Genomic DNA, 20,145 nt, shown 5'->3' on the forward strand with positions numbered 1-20,145 from the left:
TGAAATTATTATACTTGTGAGTGATTCGTAATTATTCTATTTGCTCAGCTCTAATAGGTTTGAATAACTGATCAAATTGGTGTTTTCGTAAACAATTGCCTTTTAATGTCGCTGAACACTGGATATACTCACAGTGAACTGTATAAAAAGACAGGTGACTCATGAAGCCGTTGACATTACGCCAACAAGAAGTCTTTGATTTAATCAAAGCAAAAATAGACGAAACAGGTATGCCACCGACACGAGCTGAAATTGCCCGTGAACTCGGTTTTCGCTCTGCGAATGCGGCAGAAGAACATTTAAAAGCATTGGCACGTAAAGAAGTGTTGGAGATTATTCCGGGAGCTTCTCGTGGTATTCGCTTACTTGTCACACAAGAAGAGCCAGAAGAAAAGGGGCTACCGCTGATTGGTCGTGTCGCTGCAGGTGAACCGATTTTAGCGCAAGAACATGTTGAAGCGCACTATGAAGTCGATCCTATGTTATTTAAGCCCCGTGCCGATTTTTTACTACGAGTAAATGGCATGAGCATGAAAAATATCGGTATTATGGATGGTGATTTGCTCGCTGTACATAAAACTCAAGATGTTCATAACGGTCAAGTTGTTGTTGCTCGTGTTGATGATGATGTAACGGTTAAACGTCTTGATAAGCAGGGAGCCAAAGTATTACTCCATGCTGAAAACGAAGAATTTTCACCGATTGAAGTTGATCTTGAGCATCAAAGTTTAACCATTGAAGGCATTGCTGTTGGCGTGATTCGAAACGCTGATTGGATGTGATGGTTATAGAACGACGGATTGAGTGAAAAGAAAAGCGTAGCGAAAGCTGCGCTTTTTTATTGTCTGAATAAAAGAGCTGGCAAACTCATTAAATCTAACTGATAATCATTATCGTTAATTGTATTGGTTCGGTAATGATGATGACGAAATTAAAGCGCTACACCATTCCTTCTAATTTACTTCAACCGCTCTGGTATCGAAGTCGAGAAAGTTTAGCCGATGATGGTCTTATTTATGATCCCGTCGCTGCAGTGGCTTGTCGCCAGTGTTATCTCGAACCTGATTGTGTTGGGCAACAAGTTCCTCAACGCCAACTCTTACATGCGACGTTAACCTTGCAGTGTGATAAGCAAGTGAAAGATTTCTTAACTCGATATCCTTATGGTCAGATTGTTAATGTTGGTGCAGGGCTTGATACTCGCTTTTATCGATTAGATAACGGACGTTGTCGCTGGTTTGAGTTAGATACCGATGAAAATTTACTATGGCGAGAGAAATTATTTCATCGCAGTGATCGTTATATGCTTAAAACGGGTTCAGTCATCGATTTAAGTTGGATTAAGCGGTTACCTAAAAATACTCAAACACCAACCCTTTTAATTTGCGATCAAGCGCTATTAGCCTGTAATTCAGCGCAGTTAGCGACATTTATCCAGCGTATTGGTTGTAGCTTTAGTCAAATGGAAATGTGCATTGTAGTGGCGGGTGACTTATGTCATAGCCCGGCGGCTAAAAAAATGGGATGTGGCGAATATCAGCATGGTTATCGTAACCCTGCTCAACAAGTGATTAACTGGTTGCCATGGGCTGAGTTGATTGAGTGTTTTAGTCCGTTTGATAATGCTTGTCCAAGATGGCGAACATGGCAACGCTGGATGGCTAAAATGCCCAGTATGAAATATCGATTAACACCTGTTGTTGTTCATTTGAAATTATAGCAAGGTATTAATATTACTATCGTTAATCTAAAGAACGCATCTTGTGTGTGTTATAACTCATTGATATTGTGATACATGATAATTGGTAGTTTATTTATATCTATATATCAAAGTGTTATCTACTTTTTTGTTAGTTATTTTATACGCATGATTCTTTGCGTATTCTGCGATTCCTGCCTACGTTAAATATATCGAGACATTTTTATGTGTTGGTTTGTGCTATTCAATAAATGCTTTTAAATAATAAAAAACAATAATGCAGAGTCGATAGATCCGCTGCATTGTTCTTAATAGAAGCATTCCGCCACATAAAATTCGTTCAATTGTATATTTGAATGACAGGGGAGGTCAGAGCGATGATTCGTTCATTGATCGCAGGAATAGCGAGTGTACTTTTTTCAATGCCGCTGATGGCTGACACCATGCAGCTAAATATGACACCGGGTGTAACAGCGGTGAGCCAGAATGTGTATGGTCTTCATATGACCATTCTCTATATTTGTATTGCGATTGGTGTGGTGGTATTCGGGGTCATGTTTTGGGCTATTTTTCACCACCGTAAGTCAAAAGGCGCAAAGCCTGCCTCGTTCCATGAAAGTACCAAAGTAGAAATTATCTGGACAGTGATCCCGTTTATTATCTTAATTGCCATGGCTATACCTGCAACTAAGACATTGATTGCAATGGAAGACACCTCCAAATCTGATGTGACAATCCTTGTGACGGGCTCGCAATGGAAGTGGCATTACAACTATTTCAACCAAGACGTTGAATATTATTCCCACCTTGCTACAAGTGCTGAACAAATCAGTAATCAACGCCAAAAGCGTGACAACTATTTATTAGAAGTTGATTATCCCTTAGTCCTTCCTGTTGGGCAAAAAGTACGTTTTTTGATCACCTCACAAGATGTGATCCATTCCTGGTGGGTGCCTGCTTTTGCGGTGAAAAAAGATGCTAACCCTGGCTTTATTAATGAGGCGTGGACACAAATTGATAAGCCCGGTATTTACCGTGGTCAGTGTGCTGAGTTATGCGGTAAAGATCATGGCTTTATGCCGATTGTGGTTATAGCCAAACCACAAGCAGAATACGATGACTGGCTACAGCAAACCAAAATCACTCAACGTAAAGCGCGTGAAGAAGAGCAGCGTTTGTTGGACATGCAAATGTCATTAGATGAGCTTATGGCGCTGGGCGAAAAGACCTATACCGCTCGTTGTGCAATGTGTCACCAAGCTAACGGGCAAGGTATTCCTGGGGCATTTCCACCACTGGCTGGCGAAGGGGTTTCGGTTGATCCCAAACGTAAGTTAGAGCACATAAGTGTTGTTGTTCACGGCAAGACAGGTACAGCGATGCAAGCGTTCGGTCCTCAGTTGAGTTTGAAAGAATTAGCCGCTGTTATTACCTATGAGCGCAATGCATGGGGCAATAATACTGGAGAATCGGTACAGGCTGCGGAAGTACAAGCAATTAAAAACGGTCAGCAACTATAAAGGAGAGTAAGCATGACGGATATGATGCGCCAAGAAGCTGAAATTGATACTGCTGGCTGTGCTGAAACAGAACACGATCATCATTCGCATCCAGCGAGTGGTTTAAAACGTTGGCTATTTACCACTAATCATAAAGATATCGGAACCCTATATTTGCTGTTTAGTTTAACCATGTTTTTTGTTGGTGGCGCAATGGCGATGGTTATTCGGGCTGAATTATTTCAACCGGGCTTACAGTTAGTTGAGCCTAACTTCTTTAATCAGATGACTACAGTTCATGGCTTGATCATGGTGTTTGGCGCCGTGATGCCCGCTTTTACGGGACTGGCTAACTGGATGATCCCTATGATGATTGGGGCACCAGATATGGCTTTACCAAGGATGAATAACTGGAGTTTTTGGATCCTACCTTTTGCATTTAGCTTATTGTTAGCTTCTCTTTTTATGGAAGGGGGCGGGCCTAATTTTGGTTGGACATTCTATGCGCCACTTTCAACAACATATAGCCCACCGAGTACGGGATTGTTTGTGTTTGCCATTCACATCATGGGAATTAGCTCGATCATGGGAGCGATTAATGTTGTCGTGACCATAGTGAATATGCGCGCACCGGGTATGACGTATATGAAAATGCCACTCTTTGTTTGGACGTGGTTGATCACCGCATTTTTACTTATCGCGGTTATGCCTGTTTTAGCAGGTGCAGTGACTATGGTATTAACTGACAAATATTTTGGTACGAGCTTTTTTGATGCGGCGGGTGGTGGCGATCCTGTGATGTTCCAGCATATCTTCTGGTTCTTTGGTCACCCTGAAGTTTATATTATGATTTTGCCGAGTTTCGGTATTATTTCTGCCATTATCCCTGCTTTTTCGCGCAAGAAACTCTTTGGTTATAGCTCTATGGTGTACGCCACGGCATCCATTGCTGGGTTAAGCTTTGTGGTCTGGGCGCACCATATGTTCACCACGGGGATGCCTGTCGCAGCAGAGCTATTTTTCATGTATTGCACCATGTTAATTTCAGTTCCGACAGGGGTGAAAGTCTTTAACTGGGTAGCGACGATGTGGCGAGGCTCATTAACTTTTGAAGTGCCCATGTTGTTTGCTATTGCGTTTATTGTGCTATTTACCATTGGCGGCTTTTCTGGATTGATGCTCGCTATTACGCCTGCTGATTTTCAATATCATGATACCTATTTTGTGGTGGCCCATTTCCATTATGTGTTAGTCACTGGCGCTATCTTTTCGATCATGGCTGCTGCCTATTATTGGTTACCAAAGTGGACGGGGCACATGTTTGATGAGCGTTTGGCGCAATGGCACTTCTGGTGTTCGCTGATTTCGGTCAATATTTTATTTTTTCCGATGCATTTTTTAGGACTCGCTGGGATGCCACGTCGTATTCCTGACTATGCTCTGCAATTTGCAGATATTAATGCCGTGGTCAGTATTGGTGGTTTTCTGTTTGGGTTCTCTCAATTGATATTTATTGCGGTCTTGGTGAAATGTATTCGAGGGGGAGAAAAAGCAGCCGCCAAACCATGGGAAGGTGCCGAAGGATTGGAGTGGACAGTCGCATCACCTGCGCCATATCACACCTTTTCAACACCGCCCAAGATTGATCCTTAGGAGGCATGATGGATGAGCCGAAAAAACAGCGATCATTGTGGGGGTTAATTGCAGCAGCGGTTGGGATGTTTGGCTTTGCTTTTGCGTTGGTTCCCCTTTATGACGTGTTTTGTGACATTACGGGGATTAACGGAAAAACTGCATCAACGCCAACAGAAACCAGTGAGCGTATTGATATGAGCCGAGAAGTGACGGTTGAATTTGTTGCTTATATTAATCCTGGCGTAAGGTGGCAATTTACGCCGCAGGTAAAGCAAATCACTGTGCATCCTGGTGAAACGAAAATCATCAAATACGATGCGAAAAACTTAAATAAAGTCGCCACTATCGGACAAGCTGTGCCTTCGGTAACACCGGGCGTGGCGGCGAAGTACTTCAATAAAATCGAATGTTTTTGTTTTAACCATCAGCCTTTAGAGGGTGGTGAAAATGCCGAGTTACCGTTGGTGTTTTATATCGATCCTGAACTCCCTGAAGATATTCAGACGCTGACTTTAGCTTACACCCTATATAACGTTGCAATGGACAAGGATAACCCTGTGATTCAGCAACACAGTGAGGTGGATAATGTCAAAGCCCTATAGTGAACCTGTACCACCAACCACAAAGTATTATGTGCCTGATGAAAGCGCTTGGCCTATTGTTGGCGCTATTGCTTTATTTTTGATCGCGCTAGGCGGGGGTTCGACCGTTGGAGGTTTATTAGGCGGTCAAGGACCTTGGTTATTACTGGCGGGCGTTGGACTTATTTTACTAATGCTCATTGGGTGGTTTCGTGATGTGATCCGAGAATCTATGACAGGGCTTTATAGTGCTCAGATGGATCGTTCTTTTCGTCAGGGAATGAGCTGGTTTATTTTCTCGGAAGTGATGTTCTTTGCCGCTTTTTTTGGCGCGTTATTTTATGCCCGTATGATTGCAGTGCCATGGCTGGGGGGCGCGGGTAATAATGTGATGACCAATGCGGTGTTGTGGCCGGATTTTGTAGCAATGTGGCCATTAGAAAAAACGCCAGATGGTACCGAAACACAAGCAATGGGTCCTATAGGCTTACCACTTTATAACACCATTTTATTGCTGACATCATCGGTGACATTGCATTTTGCCCATACCGCATTAGAGCAAAATAATCGCCCTCGATTGAAGTTACTACTATTACTTACGGTATTGTTAGGCGCGGTGTTTGTGTACTTACAAGGGGTGGAATATATCCATGCTTATGAAGACATGAACCTACGTTTAGATGCAGGGATTTATGGTAATACCTTTTTTATGTTAACAGGGTTTCATGGTGTTCATGTCACGCTGGGTGCGATTATCTTGTTTATTGTGTGGTGTCGAATTTTAAAAGGGCACTTTACGCCTGAACATCATTTTGCATTTCAAGCAGGCGCTTGGTACTGGCACTTTGTTGATGTGGTGTGGTTAGGTTTGTTTTTGTTTGTTTATATTCTTTAGTTTTGATTTAAGAATTAAAGATTAATACGGACGAGGGTTGGGGGTGATAACCCCAGTTAATAAAGCAATGACAATCAGACTAAAAACAATGACAGATAAACCGATACGCCAGCCTAAGTAATGTGACATTGGGCGTGATGATTGACCTTTTAACATGATTGGGAGTGCTTTAAAAAGATTGATGATGATCACCAGTAATAAGCCGACAAGCAGTATTTTTATCAACATTAACTAGCCTCTTAGGAAGTGGATTTGATAAGAGATTAAGCGCTTATTTAAGGATAGCTGTTTTCAACCAATGGGATGGAGGAAACATCGATGCGAAAAGTAGCTTTTGTTATTTTTACCTTCGTCGTGGTGTGCATGTTGGGACGATTAGGTTTTTGGCAATTAAGCCGAGGGGCTGAAAAGCTGAAGTTACAACAGCAAGTTGATGAGACGATTCAATCTGCGCCTATCTCTGATATTACCCAATTACCAAGTACTCCCGTTTGGCACAATGTGGCGCTTACTGGTGTGTTTGATAATCAGCATCCGATCTTACTCGATAATCAATTAAATAATGGTCAAGCAGGCTACCATTTCTATTTACCCTTCTTAAGCCAAGGACGGTGGATATTGGTTAATTTAGGATGGATTGCAGCACCTCCATATCGTGAATTATATCCCGTCTTACCACAATTTAGCGGTGAACAAGTCATTACTGGTCTGATTGCACCGACAACATCATTATTACAACTTAAACCTGAATCCTCGGATTTGAGTTGGCCGTTACGGGTACAAAATATTGAACCGATATGGCTATCACAACAATTAAATCGCGCCCTACCGCAATGGGTGGTTCAAATTGCAGCCACTAATCCTCTCGCGCTAAAACAAAATTGGAACCCTGTAGTGATGAAAGCGGATAAGCATTATGGCTACGCCATGCAATGGTTTGTTTTAGCCTTTGCGGTATTAGGGATGGCTGGATGGTGGTTATCAAGAGGGAGCCGTGAATGAAAAAATATCAGGTTTTAATGTTATTAGGCGTGATGTTTTTACTGCCTGTCATTTTGGCAAAATTGATGCTGACACAGCAGTGGTATAGCGGTGGTGCAACCAATCAAGGTCAGCTATTAACACCACCGTTGACGGCAAGTTGGCTTGCGACAGGAAAGTGGCAACTCATTTACTGGCTGCCTCAGCAATGTGATAGCCGTTGTGAAGGTGCACTTTTTCACTTAAAGCAAGTACCGATTGCGGTTGGGGCTTATCAAGATCGAGTGAAAAGTATTGTGTTACTCGCCCCCGTTGAGCCGACAGCGGTTATTCCTGTCGATGCTGATCATTTGCCTCGTTATAGCAGTAATGCCGCAGAATATAAGCAGTTCGCACCATCTGAATATGGACTTAATGCGGTATATATTGCCGACCCGCATGGCAATGTGATGATGGCCTATACGTTAGAGGCTGAACATCAAGCCATTTTGACGCAAGGTAAAGATATCTTACGTGATTTAAAAAGGCTGCTAAAAGTATCAAAAATTGGCTAAAAGTTACTAATGGTGGGGTTAAGTATGCATAAAACGCAAAAAGATAAACCGTTCTACTTTTTAGTCACTGGTGCTTTTTTTCTCTCTTTGATTGTGGTCGGGCTGGGTGCTTATACGCGATTAACGGATGCAGGATTAGGGTGTCCCGATTGGCCTGGCTGTTATGGGTTTATATCTGTACCGCAAACGGAATCGCAATTACAAATAGCACAAGAGATTTACCCTGACTCGCCTGTAGAGCCAGTGAAAGCGTGGAATGAAATGGTACATCGCTATATTGCAGGCTCACTCGGTGTTTTCGTGTTAGTGATTACAGTGATGGCATGGGGGCGACCAGGACGTCCAACATTGTTACCTAGTTTGTTATTAGTGGTGGTTTGTTTTCAAGCACTATTAGGCATGTGGACAGTCACCATGCAACTTATGCCTGTTGTGGTGATGGCGCATTTGTTAGGTGGCTTTACTATCGTATCGCTATTGTGGTTATTACGCTTGCGGATCCAGCCTAAACCACTTTTCTATCAAGGTGGTTTTAAAACACAGTTATCATTATCACGCCGATATTTAACCGTACTTAAATGTGTAGCAATGGCTGCTTTAGTCGTTGTGATCGGCCAAATTGCATTGGGTGGCTGGACGGCGGCTAATTATGCCGCGGTTGTATGCACACAATTACCGATATGCGAAGGGGATTGGCAAGGAATATTTGATCCTCGCGCATTTGAATTACTTCAACCTCAACACAGTAGTTATGAATATGGTGTTTTAGATTATGCCCAAAGGGTGTCTATTCATGTTACTCATCGCATTGGTGCAATTATTACCACTGTTTTGGTATTAATACTGGTTGGGTTGTTGTGGCTTTCCTCTCCCTTACGCCGTTATAGCATTGGGTTAATGGGAGTATTATCCGTACAAATAATATTAGGTATCACCAATGTTCTTGCCAGCTTACCGTTACTGATTGCTGTGGCACATAACGTGGTTGGATTAGTTTTGTTACTCACTGTTGTCACCACCTGTTATCGCCTTATGTGCGATTGCCGTACCCCATTAGAAGTGAAGTATTTTGTATCGGAGGGCACCACTCATGGATAAATCACAACTGCTTCATTCCAGCCGAGTTCGTACGCCGCAGATAGCTGTTTGGCGTGATTACCTTACGATGACGAAACCAAAAGTCGTTGCCATGTTATTACTGACCGCATTGGTGGGAATGTGTTTGGCTGTGCAAGGTATTCCGCCGGCAGATGCCGTGATATTAGGTTTAACAGGGATAGGTTTACAATCGGGTGCGGCAGCTGCGTTTAATCATGTTTTAGATAGACGCTTTGATGCCAAAATGGCGCGGACCTACCATAGACCGCTTGCAAAAGGGCGAGTTGAAACGTGGAAAGCCGTTGTTTTTGCAACAACATTAATGTTGGTGGGTTTTGGGGTATTGATGATGCTTAACGCCTTAACAGCATGGCTAACAATGGCTAGTTTGGTCGGTTATGCGTTGATTTATACCGTATGGTTAAAGCATGCGACACCACAAAATATTGTGATTGGAGGGCTTGCAGGTGCCGCGCCCCCGTTATTGGGGTGGACGGCAGTAACGGGTCAGCTTGATCCTCATGCATTGTTACTCGTTATGTTGGTATTTGCATGGACACCTCCGCATTTTTGGGCATTAGCGATCCATCGTCGTGATGATTATGCCAAAGCAGGGATCCCAATGCTGCCCGTTACTCATGGGATTGAATATACCAAAACCATGGTATTGCTTTATACCGTGATTCTCTGTGCGGTCGGGTTATTACCTTGGCTAACCAGTATGAGTGGGTGGGTCTATTTAATAGGGAGTACCGCATTGAATGTGGGCTTTCTAGGCTATGCGTTGAAGTTGAAATTTTTTGATAGTGAAGGTCATGCATGGGCGACATTTAAATATTCGATCTGGCATTTATTGGCTTTATTTGTAGTACTTCTTGCCGATCATTGGTTATTACCTTGGTATGGTTAGTTTCTAGTTTCAGCAACAGATCTTATACGCTTTAATCAATAAGACTTTTGTCGCCATAATCAACTGGTTAAACTGCTCTGCTATATAACCAACATTATCGCGGCAGAGGTAGTTCGTGCTAGCAGCATTAAAAGACAAATCATTACATTATCAGGTGTTTGCATTAGCCCTGCCGATGGTACTTTCTAACATTACAGTACCGTTACTCGGGTTGGTGGATGCTGCTGTGATCGGGCATCTTGATAAGTCATGGTATCTCGGTGGTGTTGCTGTTGGCGGTACTATGATCAACGTTACATTCTGGTTGTTGGGTTTCTTACGCATGGCAACCACAGGTATTACGGCGCAAGCTTTTGGTCGAGAAGATAAACATGGGCAAGCGGCTATTTTTGTTCAAGGTATCGCATTGGCATGGTTACTCGCGTTTATTCTGATTGCCTTACACCAACCTGTCAGCAGTACTATTTTTCATTTCAGTGATGCTAGCAATGAAGTGAAAGTTTACGCAGAGCAATACTTTTCAATCCGTATTTGGGGAGCGCCTGCCGCTTTAGCAAACTTTGTCATCATGGGCTGGTTACTTGGAGCGCAAAATGCCAAGTTGCCAATGTGGCTTTTGATTGTCACTAACCTCGTTAATATTTTATTGGACGTTCTGTTTGTTTTGGGCTTTGGCTGGAAAGTTCAAGGCGCCGCTTTTGCGTCGGTATTAGCCGATTATAGTGGTATGTTATTAGGGTTATGGTTTGTTTCTCGTCAATGGTTAGCGCTAGGTTTGCCGCCGTTAAAAGAGAAAATTATGGCTGCACGACATGGTATGGGGCGACTACTTAAATTAAACCGAGATATCTTTTTACGTAGCTTGTGCTTACAAGCGACGTTTACCTTTATGACTTTCCAAGGTGCAACATTAGGCGATAACGTAGTCGCGGCAAATGCTGTCTTAATGAGCTTTTTAATGTTGGTGTCTTATGCCATGGACGGTTTTGCCTATGCGATGGAAGCATTAGTAGGAAAAGCCGTTGGTGCGAACAATCGTGATCAGTTAGGACGTTATTTAATTAACACTACATTTTGGAGTTTTATAATATCTGTCGCTCTTACATTGGCATTTTCTTTAAGCGGCGAGCGCATTGTCAGTTTGATTTCCGATCTGCCTGCGGTTCAAGCTGAAGCTGATATTTATTTGCCGTGGCTTGCTGCTGTGCCATTAGTAGCGATGTGGTGTTTTTTATTGGATGGTGTCTTTGTTGGTGCAACGCAAGGGCGAGTAATGCGCAATAGTATGTTTGTTGCAACCTGTGGGTTCTTTGTCATTTGGTGGTTAATGGATGACTATGGTAACCATGCATTATGGGCGGCGATGTTAGGTTTTATGGCATTACGCGGTGTGACTTTAGCGGTTATTTTTGGTTACCAGTGGAAGAAAAATATTTTTTTATCTCCTGCATTAAAACAGTAAGTTAGATTTAAAATACACATTTTGTATTAATTTTAAGCAAAAAAAACTATTAAAAGTGATGTTCTTTTGGTTAAAATGCGAGCACTTTTTAGCCGGGTGTTGGATATGAAAAAGAATATTCTTGCTTATTTCTTACTGACTATTGCATTACTTTTTAGCGTAAATAGCTTTGCAGCTAAGCCTAAAAAAATGCATGTGACAGCGACAGCGTATAATTCTGTTAGGGCGCAGACAAACTCAAACCCTAGCATTGCTGCATGGGGAGATAGGTTAAAACCAGGGATGAAAGCAATTGCCGTTTCACGGGATTTGTTGAAAAAAGGATTAAAACGAGGTGTAAAGGTCAAAATATCAGGATTACCCGGTGAATATGTAGTGCTAGATAAAATGCACCACCGTTGGCGTAATAAGATTGATATTTACATGGGGAAAGACATTCGTGCGGCGAAACGCTGGGGACGAAAGAAAGTCACTCTCACCGTATTATAACGAGCATCTTTGTTTCAAAACGAAAAAGCCGCATATCATATGCGGCTTTTTGATTTTCCGTTCACACTAAAAGTTAGTAGTATGAATGCTCACCACGTGCGTGATCGGTAATATCACGAACGCCAGTTAGCTCACCTTCAAACTGTGCGAGTAGTTCTTTTTCGATGCCTTCTTTTAGCGTGACATCAACCATTGAACAACCATTACAGCCACCACCGAATTGTAAGATGGCAACGCCATCTTCAGTGATTTCTGACAAAGAAACGTGACCACCGTGACCAGCAAGTTGTGGGTTAACTTGGGTTTGGATAACGTAATCAACACGCTCCATTAATGGTGCATCATCAGACACTTTACGCACTTTTGCATTTGGTGCTTTAAGCGTAAGTTGTGAGCCCATTTTGTCAGTAACAAAATCAATTTCAGCATCTTCTAAAAATGGCAGGCTTAGCTCATCAAGAAAAGCAGAAAATAACTCTAGTTTGATTTCTGTGTCGCTTGCTTCAACCGCTTCAGGTGGGCAGTAGGATACACCACACTCAGCACTTTGAGTGCCTGGGTTAACAACAAAAACACGGATATTAGTACCCTCAGGCTGCTGGGCAAGAAGCTTGCCGAAGTGCTGCTGAGCGCTTTCAGTAATAGTGATCATTGACACGACGTAATACCTGACCTATTTAGTAAGTTTTCTCTATTCTACTCTTAGATAGACGTTCTATCATCCCTAATCTTAGCATTTTTAATTTCATCACGTTTTGCAACATAATGCGCGACTTTTTTGTTATAAGTGATGACTATACGGGTTTTTCCGTATGACAAATCGTAATGATATCAACGCGCTTCACGCCTCGTCGGTGAAGTTTTTGGGTTAATAATGCCACGGTTGTTCCTGTTGTAACGACATCATCAACTAAGGCTACATGTTGCGGAAGCACACAGTCTTTAATAGTAAAAGCATTGGCTAAATTAGTTTTACGTTGTTTTTTTGTGAGAGATTTTTGTGCTTGAGTATGTCGAGTTCTCACTAATACATTGTGATCAACTCGGGTATTAAGTTCACGAGCTAAGGCTAACGCTAAGTAATGACTTTGGTTAAATCCACGTTGCCAATAACGCCAACGATGCAAGGGTACAGGAAGTAATAAAGGGGCGGGGTCGGTAATTTGTTTTGCTAATTGTTTGGCTAATGGTTTTGCAAGCCAAAACTTTTTCCCAAATTTAAATTGGCTAACTAATTGCTGTAGAGGCGGCCTGTATTCACCCAACCGATATAATCGTTGCCAAGGCGGAGGGGCGGTTAAACAGTGACCACAATATTGTTCAGCGTTGAAAGCACTGGCACCACAGCGTTGACAGTAAGGTGGTGATGGAAATTGAGAAAGACAATAATGGCACCAATAATCATCATTGGGTTCGAGTGGCAACTGACATAAGCTACAGTGGCGAAATAATAGTTTACGGCAGGTGTGCGATAGCCAAGCCGTTGTGTTTTTTGGCATCATAAACAAAACCTCAAAAAACCGAATAAGGAAGTGTAATGGCGGTAATGCTTGATTGGCACAGTAAAGGTCAAGGCTCGGATCTGGTTCTCATTCATGGCTGGGGGATGAACGGTGCGGTATGGCAAGATGTGATCCCAGCCCTCGCTGAGCATTTTACTGTGCATTGGTGTGATTTACCGGGTTACGGCTATAGCGGTGATGTTACCGCAGAGTCATTGGTCGAGATCACGCAAGCGGTATTAGCGCGAGCCCCTCAGAAAGCAGCGTGGTTAGGTTGGTCGCTGGGTGGTCTAGTGGCAACGCAAGCCGCATTACTTGCACCTGAGCGTGTAACACAATTAATGACTTTAGCCAGTTCGCCAAGTTTTATGGCGCGAGAAGAATGGCGAGGGATCAAACCTGATGTACTCAGGAATTTTCAATCACAGCTAGCCTCTGATTTTAACTTAACGGTAGAGCGATTCTTAGCGTTACAAGCGATGGGTAGCCCGACAGCACGACAGGATATTAAGAATTTAAAGCAAGCCGTTCTTGAACGGCCGACGCCACAACCTTCAGCTTTAGCATTGGGGTTAACGTTACTTGAAACTGTCGATCAGCGAGCAGAACTGTCATTGCTCACTCAACCTTGGCTGCGAATGTATGGTCGCTTAGATGGCTTGGTGCCAGTTAAAACAGAAGACGCAATTACCAAGCTCTGCCCACAGTCATTGAGTTATGTTTTTCAGTCTGCATCTCATGCACCGTTTATTTCACATCCTGATGAATTTATCGCAGCTGTACGTCAGTTTATTTTTGAAGATGCTGTTGTATCTTGAAGATTACCGTTATGATTAAATAGTAACCACTTTGGTTTGTTTACTTTGCACATGGTGAATTTGCTTTCGGTATGAATATTTCTCCTCTACAAGCTGGTGGTGTGCCATTAGCCACAACGGTCAATCCGCCAACCGATCAAGTTGCGCGGGATAACCGAGTGCGAGAAAAAATTGTCCCGTTAACTGAAAGTAGTGCAGCGGCAGATGAAAAGCCAATCACCAGTGAAGAGAAACAGCTAAAAAAGCCAAGTTGGGATCCGAGTGAGCATCCGGATTACGATAAGCAAGATGATGAAATTTTAAAAGGTTATCAAGATGATATTGCTCGTCTTGTTGATCTGTTATCTGCCAGTAATTATCTTGAGAAAGACAGTGCGCTGGGTTACAGCATGCACATTAAATTGCCGCGAGAATTGCTTGAGCAATTAGATAAAGTTAATCACAACGAGCGCACTAAAGGGGTGGTGGCATTTAAGTATGCACAAGCCAGTGTGCCGAACCCGCCAACAGAATATCTGCAAGTGATTTAATTTCTACTTGATAAAACAAAGCCAGACATCATGTCTGGCTTTTTCGTTCATGAATAAGACGTTAGCTTATTTTTTCTTGGCATTAGCAAAGGCTGCTGCAAACGCACCACCCATTGCTGCATTACCGTTATCACGTTGACGAGGTTGGCTTTGTGGCTGACTTCGTGCAGGACGTGCTGAATTATCGCGAGGTTGACGAGTCGGTTTTTCTTGCCCTGGCTCGTCAGATAAACGCATCGACATACCAATACGCTTACGCTGTAAATCCACTTCCATCACTTTCACTTTGACGATATCACCAGCTTTTACCACTTCACGCGGATCTGAAACGAATTTATCAGACAGGGCGGAGATATGGACTAAACCATCTTGGTGTACGCCAACATCAACAAAAGCACCGAAGTTAGTCACGTTAGTGATCACGCCTTCTAATACCATGCCAGGGATAAGATCTTTGACTTCATTAACGCCTTCGGCAAAGGTGGCTGTTTTAAACTCAGGACGAGGATCTCGACCGGGTTTATCCAGCTCGCTAATGATATCGGTTACCGTTGGTAAGCCGAAGTCTGCATCAGTGTAGTCAGCAGCTTTTAAGCTTCGTAGGAAATCGGTGTTACCAATAATCGCATCAACCGGTTTATTATTAGCAGCCGATATAGCTTTAACTACCGCATAAGACTCTGGGTGAACGGCAGAGCTATCAAGTGGGTTTTTACCGTTCATGATACGCAAGAATCCAGCACACTGCTCAAATGCTTTTGGCCCTAAACGTCCGACTTTTTTCAGGGCTGTACGCGCATCAAAGCGACCATTTTCATCACGGTAGTTCACGATGTTTTGTGCGATGGTAGCGTTCAAACCTGCCACGCGCGTAAGTAGTGCAGCAGATGCGGTATTGACATCCACACCCACGGCGTTTACACAGTCTTCAACTACTGCATCTAGACGTTTCGCTAGCATGCTTTGGCTAACATCGTGTTGGTATTGACCGACACCGATAGATTTCGGATCAATTTTCACTAACTCTGCCAATGGGTCTTGCAGACGACGACCAATAGACACCGCGCCACGGATTGAAACATCTAAGTTCGGGAATTCATTAGCGGCAAGCTCTGATGCTGAATACACTGATGCGCCAGCTTCACTTACCATTACGCTCTGTACTTTTAGATTATTATCTTTAAGTAGCTTGGCAACAAACGCATCTGTTTCACGTGAAGCAGTGCCATTACCAATCGCAATTAAGTTAACGTTATGCTTGTTGATCAAGGCTAAAACGACTTTGCTTGATTCGGCAATTTTGTTGTGGGGTTGGTGCGGGTAGATGGTGGCAGTATCGAGTAACTTACCCGTTTCATCAACCACTGCAATCTTACTCCCTGTACGTAAACCAGGATCAAGTGCTAATGTGACGCGAGGACCGGCAGGCGCTGCCATTAGCAAATCTTTAAGGTTGTCGGCGAACACTTGCATCGCGCCACCTTCGGCTTTTTCACGCAGTGCACTCATCAGTTCGGTTTCCATGTGCATTAAAATCTTAATGCGCCATGCCCAACTTATTACTTGCTTACGCCATGCATCAGCAGGTGCCGTACCTAGTTTTACGCCGTAGTGATCGGCAATAATCACTTCACAGTAAGAGCCTCGAACGCCTTCCTCTTGGTTGGGATCAGCATTCAATGCTAATTGTAGGAAGCCTTCATTACGACCACGAAATAGCGCGAGTGCGCGGTGAGAAGGAATAGTTTTTAATGGCTCGTTATATTCAAAGTAATCTTTAAATTTCGCACCATCGTGCTCTTTGCCATCGACAAGGCGAGAAGTCAGCTCTGCTTGACCGTTTAACTGGCGACGGATTTTATCAAGCAAGGTCGCATCTTCAGCAAAGCGCTCCATTAAGATTGCGCGAGCGCCATCCAGTACCGCTTTGGTATCAGCAAAGCCTTGCTCTGGATTTAAAAATTGTTCAGCTGCTTGCTCTGGCGTGTTGTCTGGTTGGCTCCAAAGCAGATCGGCTAAAGGCTCTATACCGGCTTCAATGGCAATTTGACCTTTAGTGCGGCGCTTAGGCTTGTAAGGCAAGTAAAGATCTTCAAGACGAGTCTTACTGTCTGCTGTCTTGATTTCAGCCTCTAGCGCAGGGGTCAATTTACCTTGCTCGGTAATCGATTTTAAAATGACCTGACGACGATCATCGAGCTCACGTAAGTAGCCTAAACGTGATTCTAAATTACGAAGTTGGGTATCATCCAAGCCGCCAGTGACTTCTTTACGGTAACGGGCAATAAAAGGCACGGTGTTACCATCATCGAGCAGTGTGACTGCTGCATTGATTTGTTCATTTCGAACATTCAGTTCGCTGGCAATCAGCTGATTAATAGAGTTGCTCATCCGTAGGTATCTCTTGTTTATCGTTAAGCTTACATTCTACGTCTCCCGATGAGGGTAGCAAGTTTACCGATGTTAAGAGTGTGTCAGTGAGCAGAAAAAAGATCGGAAAAGAAGCCGCGTACATAACGAACGGCTTCTATCGTATGCAGTAATGATGATTTAATTAGTCAATGTTAGTGTCGTAGCGGATTTCATTGATAAACCATTCTTTCTTACCAAGCGGAGTGGTAACGACAATATCATCATCGACTTCTTTGCTGAGTAGCGCCCGCGCCATAGGGGAATCAATCGAGATATAGTCGTTTCTGCCATAAATCTCATCAGGGCCAACGATACGAAAGGTCTTTGTTTCTCCCGCCTCATTTTCAATTTCCACCCAAGCACCAAAGAAGACTTTACCATCTTGTTGCGGGGAGTAATCAATCACCTTTAATACATCTAAGCGCTTACGTAGAAAGCGGACGCGACGATCAATTTCACGTAAGCGTTTTTTATTGTATTGGTAGTCGGCATTTTCCGATCTATCACCCAGACTGGCAGCCCAAGTGACTTTCTTGGTCACTTCAGGGCGATCTTCACGCCATAGGAAATCAAGTTCTTTTTTTAATTTATTGTAACCTTCACGCGTCACTAGGTTGGTTCTCATAGCTATCCTTATAACATGACGTGAACGAGGAATGGGGCGATGATCTAACGCTTAGACTGATGGGTCAATAAGCGCAATAATAAATTGTCGCGGTAAGTTTCAAATTATGTAGAAATAAAGATGAGATATGACAGGGAAGAGGTGTCTTTTCACCAAGATAAAATAGACTGCAACCCTAGTTTTCACTTCATTTTAGCTATTTTATAATTACTTAATTGACTCAGGCGCTTATCTGGCGCATAAAACGAATATACATACTCTGTTACATATTTGCCTGAAAAAAACGCAGGAAATTCTGAGTCTGTTTAGTGAGCTGACGTACACTACGGCAAAAGCTCAAGACCTCGACCGCTGAAGGTGGATTATGCAAGAAAATTACAAAATTCTGGTTGTTGATGATGACATGCGCTTACGCGCGCTATTAGAACGTTATTTATCTGAGCAAGGATTTCAGGTTCGAAGTGTGGCAAATGGCGAACAAATGGATCGTCTATTAGCCCGCGAAACGTTTCATCTAATGGTGTTAGATTTAATGCTACCAGGTGAAGATGGCTTATCAATTTGTCGTCGCTTACGTAATGCCAATAACATGTTGCCTATTTTGATGCTAACAGCAAAAGGTGATGAGGTTGATCGCATTGTGGGTCTTGAAGTGGGCGCTGATGATTATCTGCCTAAACCGTTTAACCCACGAGAGCTGTTAGCGCGTATTCGTGCGGTACTACGCCGTCAAACAATTGAAGCACCGGGCGCACCGAGTGTTGATAGCAAGATGATTGAGTTTGGCGAATTCCGTTTAAACTTAGGCACGCGTGAAATGTTCCGTGGCGACGTTCCGATGCCATTAACGTCTGGTGAGTTTGCGGTATTAAAAGCATTGGTTACTAATGCTCGTGAGCCGATGTCACGCGATAAGTTGATGAATATGGCGCGAGGTCGTGAGTATTCAGCAATGGAACGTTCTATCGACGTACAAATCTCACGTTTACGTCGTATGGTTGAAGAAGATCCAAGCCGTCCACGTTATATCCAAACGGTGTGGGGTTTAGGTTACGTCTTCGTTCCTGATGGTCGCGAGGCGTAAGCCATGCGTTTATCGCCAAAAAGCACATTTGGTCGAACGTTAATCCTATTAGCTGGCTTGCTTATCGCAAGCCAGATTTTTTCGTATCTGACCATAGTTAATTACGCCTTATTACCCAGCATTCAGCAATTCAACCGCATCTTATCTTATGAAGTAAAATTGATGCTTAACGATGAATTGGCGATGCCGGATGATCAATGTGTACATCTTGACCGTCCTCTTCGTCGTAAACTATTAGAAGAGTTAGGTCTAACCCTAGTCGCACCTGATAGTGAAGCGGCCAAACCTTTCCATGATGCTATGCATATTGGTTATCTCAGTGAGCAGATGACCAAAGATCTTGGTTCGCCAACCGATGTTCGTTTATTGCTAGGTGCTGACAGTTATGTACTGTGGCTAAAAACTGATGCGATGCCGAATTTCTTAATGCGAGTCCCGTTATCAGAACTGCAAGAAGAAGACTTTGCGCCGCTATTTCGCTATAGCCTGATCATTGCCTTTCTTGTGATTGCTGGCGGCTGGTTATTCATTCGGATCCAAAACCGTCCATTAATGGAGTTGGAACAGGCTGCACTTATGGTGGGACGTGGTGAAACGCCGCCACAACTCCCAGAGCAAGGTGCCTCTGAAATTCGTTCGGTAACCAAAGCCTTTAATCAGATGTCACAGGGTATTAAGCAACTAGAAGAAGATCGCGCGTTGTTAATGGCTGGCGTTAGCCATGACTTACGTACACCATTAACCCGAATTCGTCTGGCAACAGAAATGATGTCACCTGAAGATAGTTATTTAGCGGAATCGATGATCACTGATACTGAAGAGTGTAACGCGATCATTAGTCAGTTTATGGATTATCTAAAATCGACCAAGAAGCAGGAAGAAGAAGATATCGACCTGAACACTTTGTTGGTTGATGTTGCGCATACTGAAGGCAGTTACGGTAAAACTATTGATCAGCAACTCGGTGAGATCCCTGGAACTATTTCTGCTAATGCGGTTGCGCTTAAACGTGCGGTAGCCAATCTTGTTGTGAATGCACAACGTTATGGTAAAGGTTGGGTGAAGATCTCGAGTGGGGCTTCTGCTGATCGTAAATCTGTATGGTTCTGTGTTGAAGACGATGGACCGGGTATTGCGCCGGATCAGGTCACTAAGATGTTCCAACCTCTTACTCGAGGTGATTCCGCTCGTGGTAGTGAAGCTGAAGGGACAGGATTAGGGCTTGCGATTGTGAAGCGTATTGTTGATCAGCATGATGGGGTTATTTTAGTGCGTAACCGCAGCGAAGGTGGTTTACGCGTTGAAGTGACGTTACCACTACATAAAATGAAGTAAGTCAGCAAATGAAAAAGCCCACATTACCGCGCGGTA

Annotated in this window: 21 protein-coding genes; 16 read left to right on the forward strand and 5 right to left on the reverse strand. The window is 43.3% G+C overall.

Annotated elements, in window-relative coordinates; genetic code table 11:
* Positions 1-161: 161 nt before the first annotated feature.
* From lexA to I3259_RS11875, 6 genes are all read left to right on the forward strand, one after another.
* Positions 162-782 carry a transcriptional repressor LexA gene (lexA, locus tag I3259_RS11850; RefSeq protein WP_238029820.1) on the forward strand — a complete coding sequence of 207 codons (621 nt, stop codon included), beginning with the start codon at positions 162-164 and terminating at the stop codon, positions 780-782.
* 140 nt (positions 783-922) lie between these two features.
* A complete protein-coding gene (locus tag I3259_RS11855; protein ID WP_238029852.1) occupies positions 923-1,720 on the forward strand; it encodes a class I SAM-dependent methyltransferase in 798 nt (265 codons plus the stop codon).
* Between the two features lie 356 nt (positions 1,721-2,076).
* Positions 2,077-3,219, forward strand: a complete 1,143-nt coding sequence (coxB, locus tag I3259_RS11860) for a cytochrome c oxidase subunit II (protein ID WP_238029821.1) — start codon at positions 2,077-2,079, stop codon at positions 3,217-3,219.
* A 12-nt stretch (positions 3,220-3,231) separates the two neighbouring features.
* Entirely contained in the window at positions 3,232-4,851 is a 1,620-nt protein-coding gene (ctaD, locus tag I3259_RS11865) for a cytochrome c oxidase subunit I (RefSeq protein ID WP_238029822.1), read from the forward strand.
* Between the two features lie 8 nt (positions 4,852-4,859).
* Complete coding sequence (locus I3259_RS11870) at positions 4,860-5,435, forward strand: cytochrome c oxidase assembly protein (RefSeq protein ID WP_238029823.1); 576 nt, start codon at positions 4,860-4,862, stop codon at positions 5,433-5,435.
* A complete protein-coding gene (locus I3259_RS11875; protein ID WP_238029824.1) occupies positions 5,419-6,309 on the forward strand; it encodes a cytochrome c oxidase subunit 3 in 891 nt (296 codons plus the stop codon). Before I3259_RS11870 ends, I3259_RS11875 begins: the two co-directional genes overlap by 17 nt.
* A gap of 21 nt (positions 6,310-6,330) precedes the next feature.
* Here I3259_RS11875 and I3259_RS11880 read toward each other — a convergent pair whose 3' ends face one another.
* Complete coding sequence (locus I3259_RS11880; RefSeq protein WP_238029825.1) at positions 6,331-6,537, reverse strand: DUF2909 domain-containing protein; 207 nt, start codon at positions 6,535-6,537, stop codon at positions 6,331-6,333.
* 90 nt (positions 6,538-6,627) lie between these two features.
* Here I3259_RS11880 and I3259_RS11885 point away from each other — a divergent pair, with 90 nt between their 5' ends.
* The 6 genes from I3259_RS11885 (at position 6,628) to I3259_RS11910 (ending at position 11,803) form a co-directional block, all read left to right on the forward strand.
* Positions 6,628-7,311, forward strand: coding sequence for an SURF1 family protein (locus tag I3259_RS11885; RefSeq protein WP_238029826.1), 684 nt, complete (start codon positions 6,628-6,630; stop codon positions 7,309-7,311).
* A complete protein-coding gene (locus I3259_RS11890) occupies positions 7,308-7,844 on the forward strand; it encodes a cytochrome oxidase (protein WP_238029827.1) in 537 nt (178 codons plus the stop codon). The genes I3259_RS11885 and I3259_RS11890 overlap by 4 nt, the downstream gene beginning before the upstream one ends.
* A gap of 24 nt (positions 7,845-7,868) precedes the next feature.
* Positions 7,869-8,942 (forward strand): COX15/CtaA family protein, encoded by a 1,074-nt coding sequence (locus tag I3259_RS11895; protein ID WP_238029828.1) that lies wholly within the window; start codon positions 7,869-7,871, stop codon positions 8,940-8,942.
* On the forward strand, positions 8,935-9,852 hold the full coding sequence (gene cyoE, locus I3259_RS11900; RefSeq protein ID WP_238029829.1) for a heme o synthase: 918 nt from the start codon (positions 8,935-8,937) through the stop codon (positions 9,850-9,852). The genes I3259_RS11895 and cyoE overlap by 8 nt, the downstream gene beginning before the upstream one ends.
* A gap of 115 nt (positions 9,853-9,967) precedes the next feature.
* Positions 9,968-11,314, forward strand: a complete 1,347-nt coding sequence (dinF, locus tag I3259_RS11905) for an MATE family efflux transporter DinF (protein WP_238029830.1) — start codon at positions 9,968-9,970, stop codon at positions 11,312-11,314.
* A gap of 105 nt (positions 11,315-11,419) precedes the next feature.
* On the forward strand, positions 11,420-11,803 hold the full coding sequence (locus tag I3259_RS11910) for a 3D domain-containing protein (protein WP_238029831.1): 384 nt from the start codon (positions 11,420-11,422) through the stop codon (positions 11,801-11,803).
* A gap of 73 nt (positions 11,804-11,876) precedes the next feature.
* Here I3259_RS11910 and nfuA read toward each other — a convergent pair whose 3' ends face one another.
* Positions 11,877-12,455 (reverse strand): Fe-S biogenesis protein NfuA, encoded by a 579-nt coding sequence (gene nfuA / locus I3259_RS11915; RefSeq protein WP_005371977.1) that lies wholly within the window; start codon positions 12,453-12,455, stop codon positions 11,877-11,879.
* Positions 12,456-12,597: 142 nt separating this feature from the next.
* Positions 12,598-13,305 carry a phosphoribosyltransferase family protein gene (locus I3259_RS11920; protein ID WP_238029832.1) on the reverse strand — a complete coding sequence of 236 codons (708 nt, stop codon included), beginning with the start codon at positions 13,303-13,305 and terminating at the stop codon, positions 12,598-12,600.
* A gap of 35 nt (positions 13,306-13,340) precedes the next feature.
* Between I3259_RS11920 and bioH the strand changes: the two genes are divergently transcribed.
* Entirely contained in the window at positions 13,341-14,123 is a 783-nt protein-coding gene (gene bioH, locus I3259_RS11925; protein WP_238029833.1) for a pimeloyl-ACP methyl ester esterase BioH, read from the forward strand.
* A 71-nt stretch (positions 14,124-14,194) separates the two neighbouring features.
* On the forward strand, positions 14,195-14,653 hold the full coding sequence (locus tag I3259_RS11930) for an ATP-dependent Lon protease (protein WP_238029834.1): 459 nt from the start codon (positions 14,195-14,197) through the stop codon (positions 14,651-14,653).
* Between the two features lie 66 nt (positions 14,654-14,719).
* Here the strand turns inward: I3259_RS11930 and I3259_RS11935 are convergent, their stop codons facing one another.
* On the reverse strand, positions 14,720-17,044 hold the full coding sequence (locus I3259_RS11935; protein ID WP_238029835.1) for a Tex family protein: 2,325 nt from the start codon (positions 17,042-17,044) through the stop codon (positions 14,720-14,722).
* 163 nt (positions 17,045-17,207) lie between these two features.
* Positions 17,208-17,690: a transcription elongation factor GreB gene (gene greB, locus I3259_RS11940; protein WP_238029836.1), complete on the reverse strand. Its 483-nt coding sequence runs from the start codon at positions 17,688-17,690 to the stop codon at positions 17,208-17,210.
* Between the two features lie 364 nt (positions 17,691-18,054).
* Between greB and ompR the strand changes: the two genes are divergently transcribed.
* Both ompR and envZ read left to right on the forward strand, forming a co-directional pair.
* Positions 18,055-18,774, forward strand: coding sequence for a two-component system response regulator OmpR (gene ompR / locus I3259_RS11945; protein ID WP_005371969.1), 720 nt, complete (start codon positions 18,055-18,057; stop codon positions 18,772-18,774).
* 3 nt (positions 18,775-18,777) lie between these two features.
* On the forward strand, positions 18,778-20,109 hold the full coding sequence (gene envZ, locus I3259_RS11950; RefSeq protein ID WP_238029837.1) for a two-component system sensor histidine kinase EnvZ: 1,332 nt from the start codon (positions 18,778-18,780) through the stop codon (positions 20,107-20,109).
* Positions 20,110-20,145: the final 36 nt, after the last annotated feature.

The organism is Photobacterium sp. Ph5 (assembly GCF_022129445.1).
In the GTDB taxonomy this organism is placed as follows: domain Bacteria; phylum Pseudomonadota; class Gammaproteobacteria; order Enterobacterales; family Vibrionaceae; genus Photobacterium.

Bases quoted from the DNA above. Each gene is read 5' to 3' on its own strand.
- lexA (WP_238029820.1), top strand. From the start codon at position 162: ATGAAGCCGTTGACATTACGCCAACAAGAAGTCTTTGATTTAATCAAA.
- I3259_RS11855 (WP_238029852.1), top strand. From the start codon at position 923: ATGACGAAATTAAAGCGCTACACCATTCCTTCTAATTTACTTCAACCG.
- coxB (WP_238029821.1), top strand. From the start codon at position 2,077: ATGATTCGTTCATTGATCGCAGGAATAGCGAGTGTACTTTTTTCAATG.
- ctaD (WP_238029822.1), top strand. From the start codon at position 3,232: ATGACGGATATGATGCGCCAAGAAGCTGAAATTGATACTGCTGGCTGT.
- I3259_RS11870 (WP_238029823.1), top strand. From the start codon at position 4,860: ATGGATGAGCCGAAAAAACAGCGATCATTGTGGGGGTTAATTGCAGCA.
- I3259_RS11875 (WP_238029824.1), top strand. From the start codon at position 5,419: ATGTCAAAGCCCTATAGTGAACCTGTACCACCAACCACAAAGTATTAT.
- I3259_RS11880 (WP_238029825.1), bottom strand. From the start codon at position 6,537: ATGTTGATAAAAATACTGCTTGTCGGCTTATTACTGGTGATCATCATC.
- I3259_RS11885 (WP_238029826.1), top strand. From the start codon at position 6,628: ATGCGAAAAGTAGCTTTTGTTATTTTTACCTTCGTCGTGGTGTGCATG.
- I3259_RS11890 (WP_238029827.1), top strand. From the start codon at position 7,308: ATGAAAAAATATCAGGTTTTAATGTTATTAGGCGTGATGTTTTTACTG.
- I3259_RS11895 (WP_238029828.1), top strand. From the start codon at position 7,869: ATGCATAAAACGCAAAAAGATAAACCGTTCTACTTTTTAGTCACTGGT.
- cyoE (WP_238029829.1), top strand. From the start codon at position 8,935: ATGGATAAATCACAACTGCTTCATTCCAGCCGAGTTCGTACGCCGCAG.
- I3259_RS11910 (WP_238029831.1), top strand. From the start codon at position 11,420: ATGAAAAAGAATATTCTTGCTTATTTCTTACTGACTATTGCATTACTT.
- nfuA (WP_005371977.1), bottom strand. From the start codon at position 12,455: ATGATCACTATTACTGAAAGCGCTCAGCAGCACTTCGGCAAGCTTCTT.
- I3259_RS11920 (WP_238029832.1), bottom strand. From the start codon at position 13,305: ATGATGCCAAAAAACACAACGGCTTGGCTATCGCACACCTGCCGTAAA.
- bioH (WP_238029833.1), top strand. From the start codon at position 13,341: ATGGCGGTAATGCTTGATTGGCACAGTAAAGGTCAAGGCTCGGATCTG.
- I3259_RS11930 (WP_238029834.1), top strand. From the start codon at position 14,195: ATGAATATTTCTCCTCTACAAGCTGGTGGTGTGCCATTAGCCACAACG.
- I3259_RS11935 (WP_238029835.1), bottom strand. From the start codon at position 17,044: ATGAGCAACTCTATTAATCAGCTGATTGCCAGCGAACTGAATGTTCGA.
- greB (WP_238029836.1), bottom strand. From the start codon at position 17,690: ATGAGAACCAACCTAGTGACGCGTGAAGGTTACAATAAATTAAAAAAA.
- ompR (WP_005371969.1), top strand. From the start codon at position 18,055: ATGCAAGAAAATTACAAAATTCTGGTTGTTGATGATGACATGCGCTTA.
- envZ (WP_238029837.1), top strand. From the start codon at position 18,778: ATGCGTTTATCGCCAAAAAGCACATTTGGTCGAACGTTAATCCTATTA.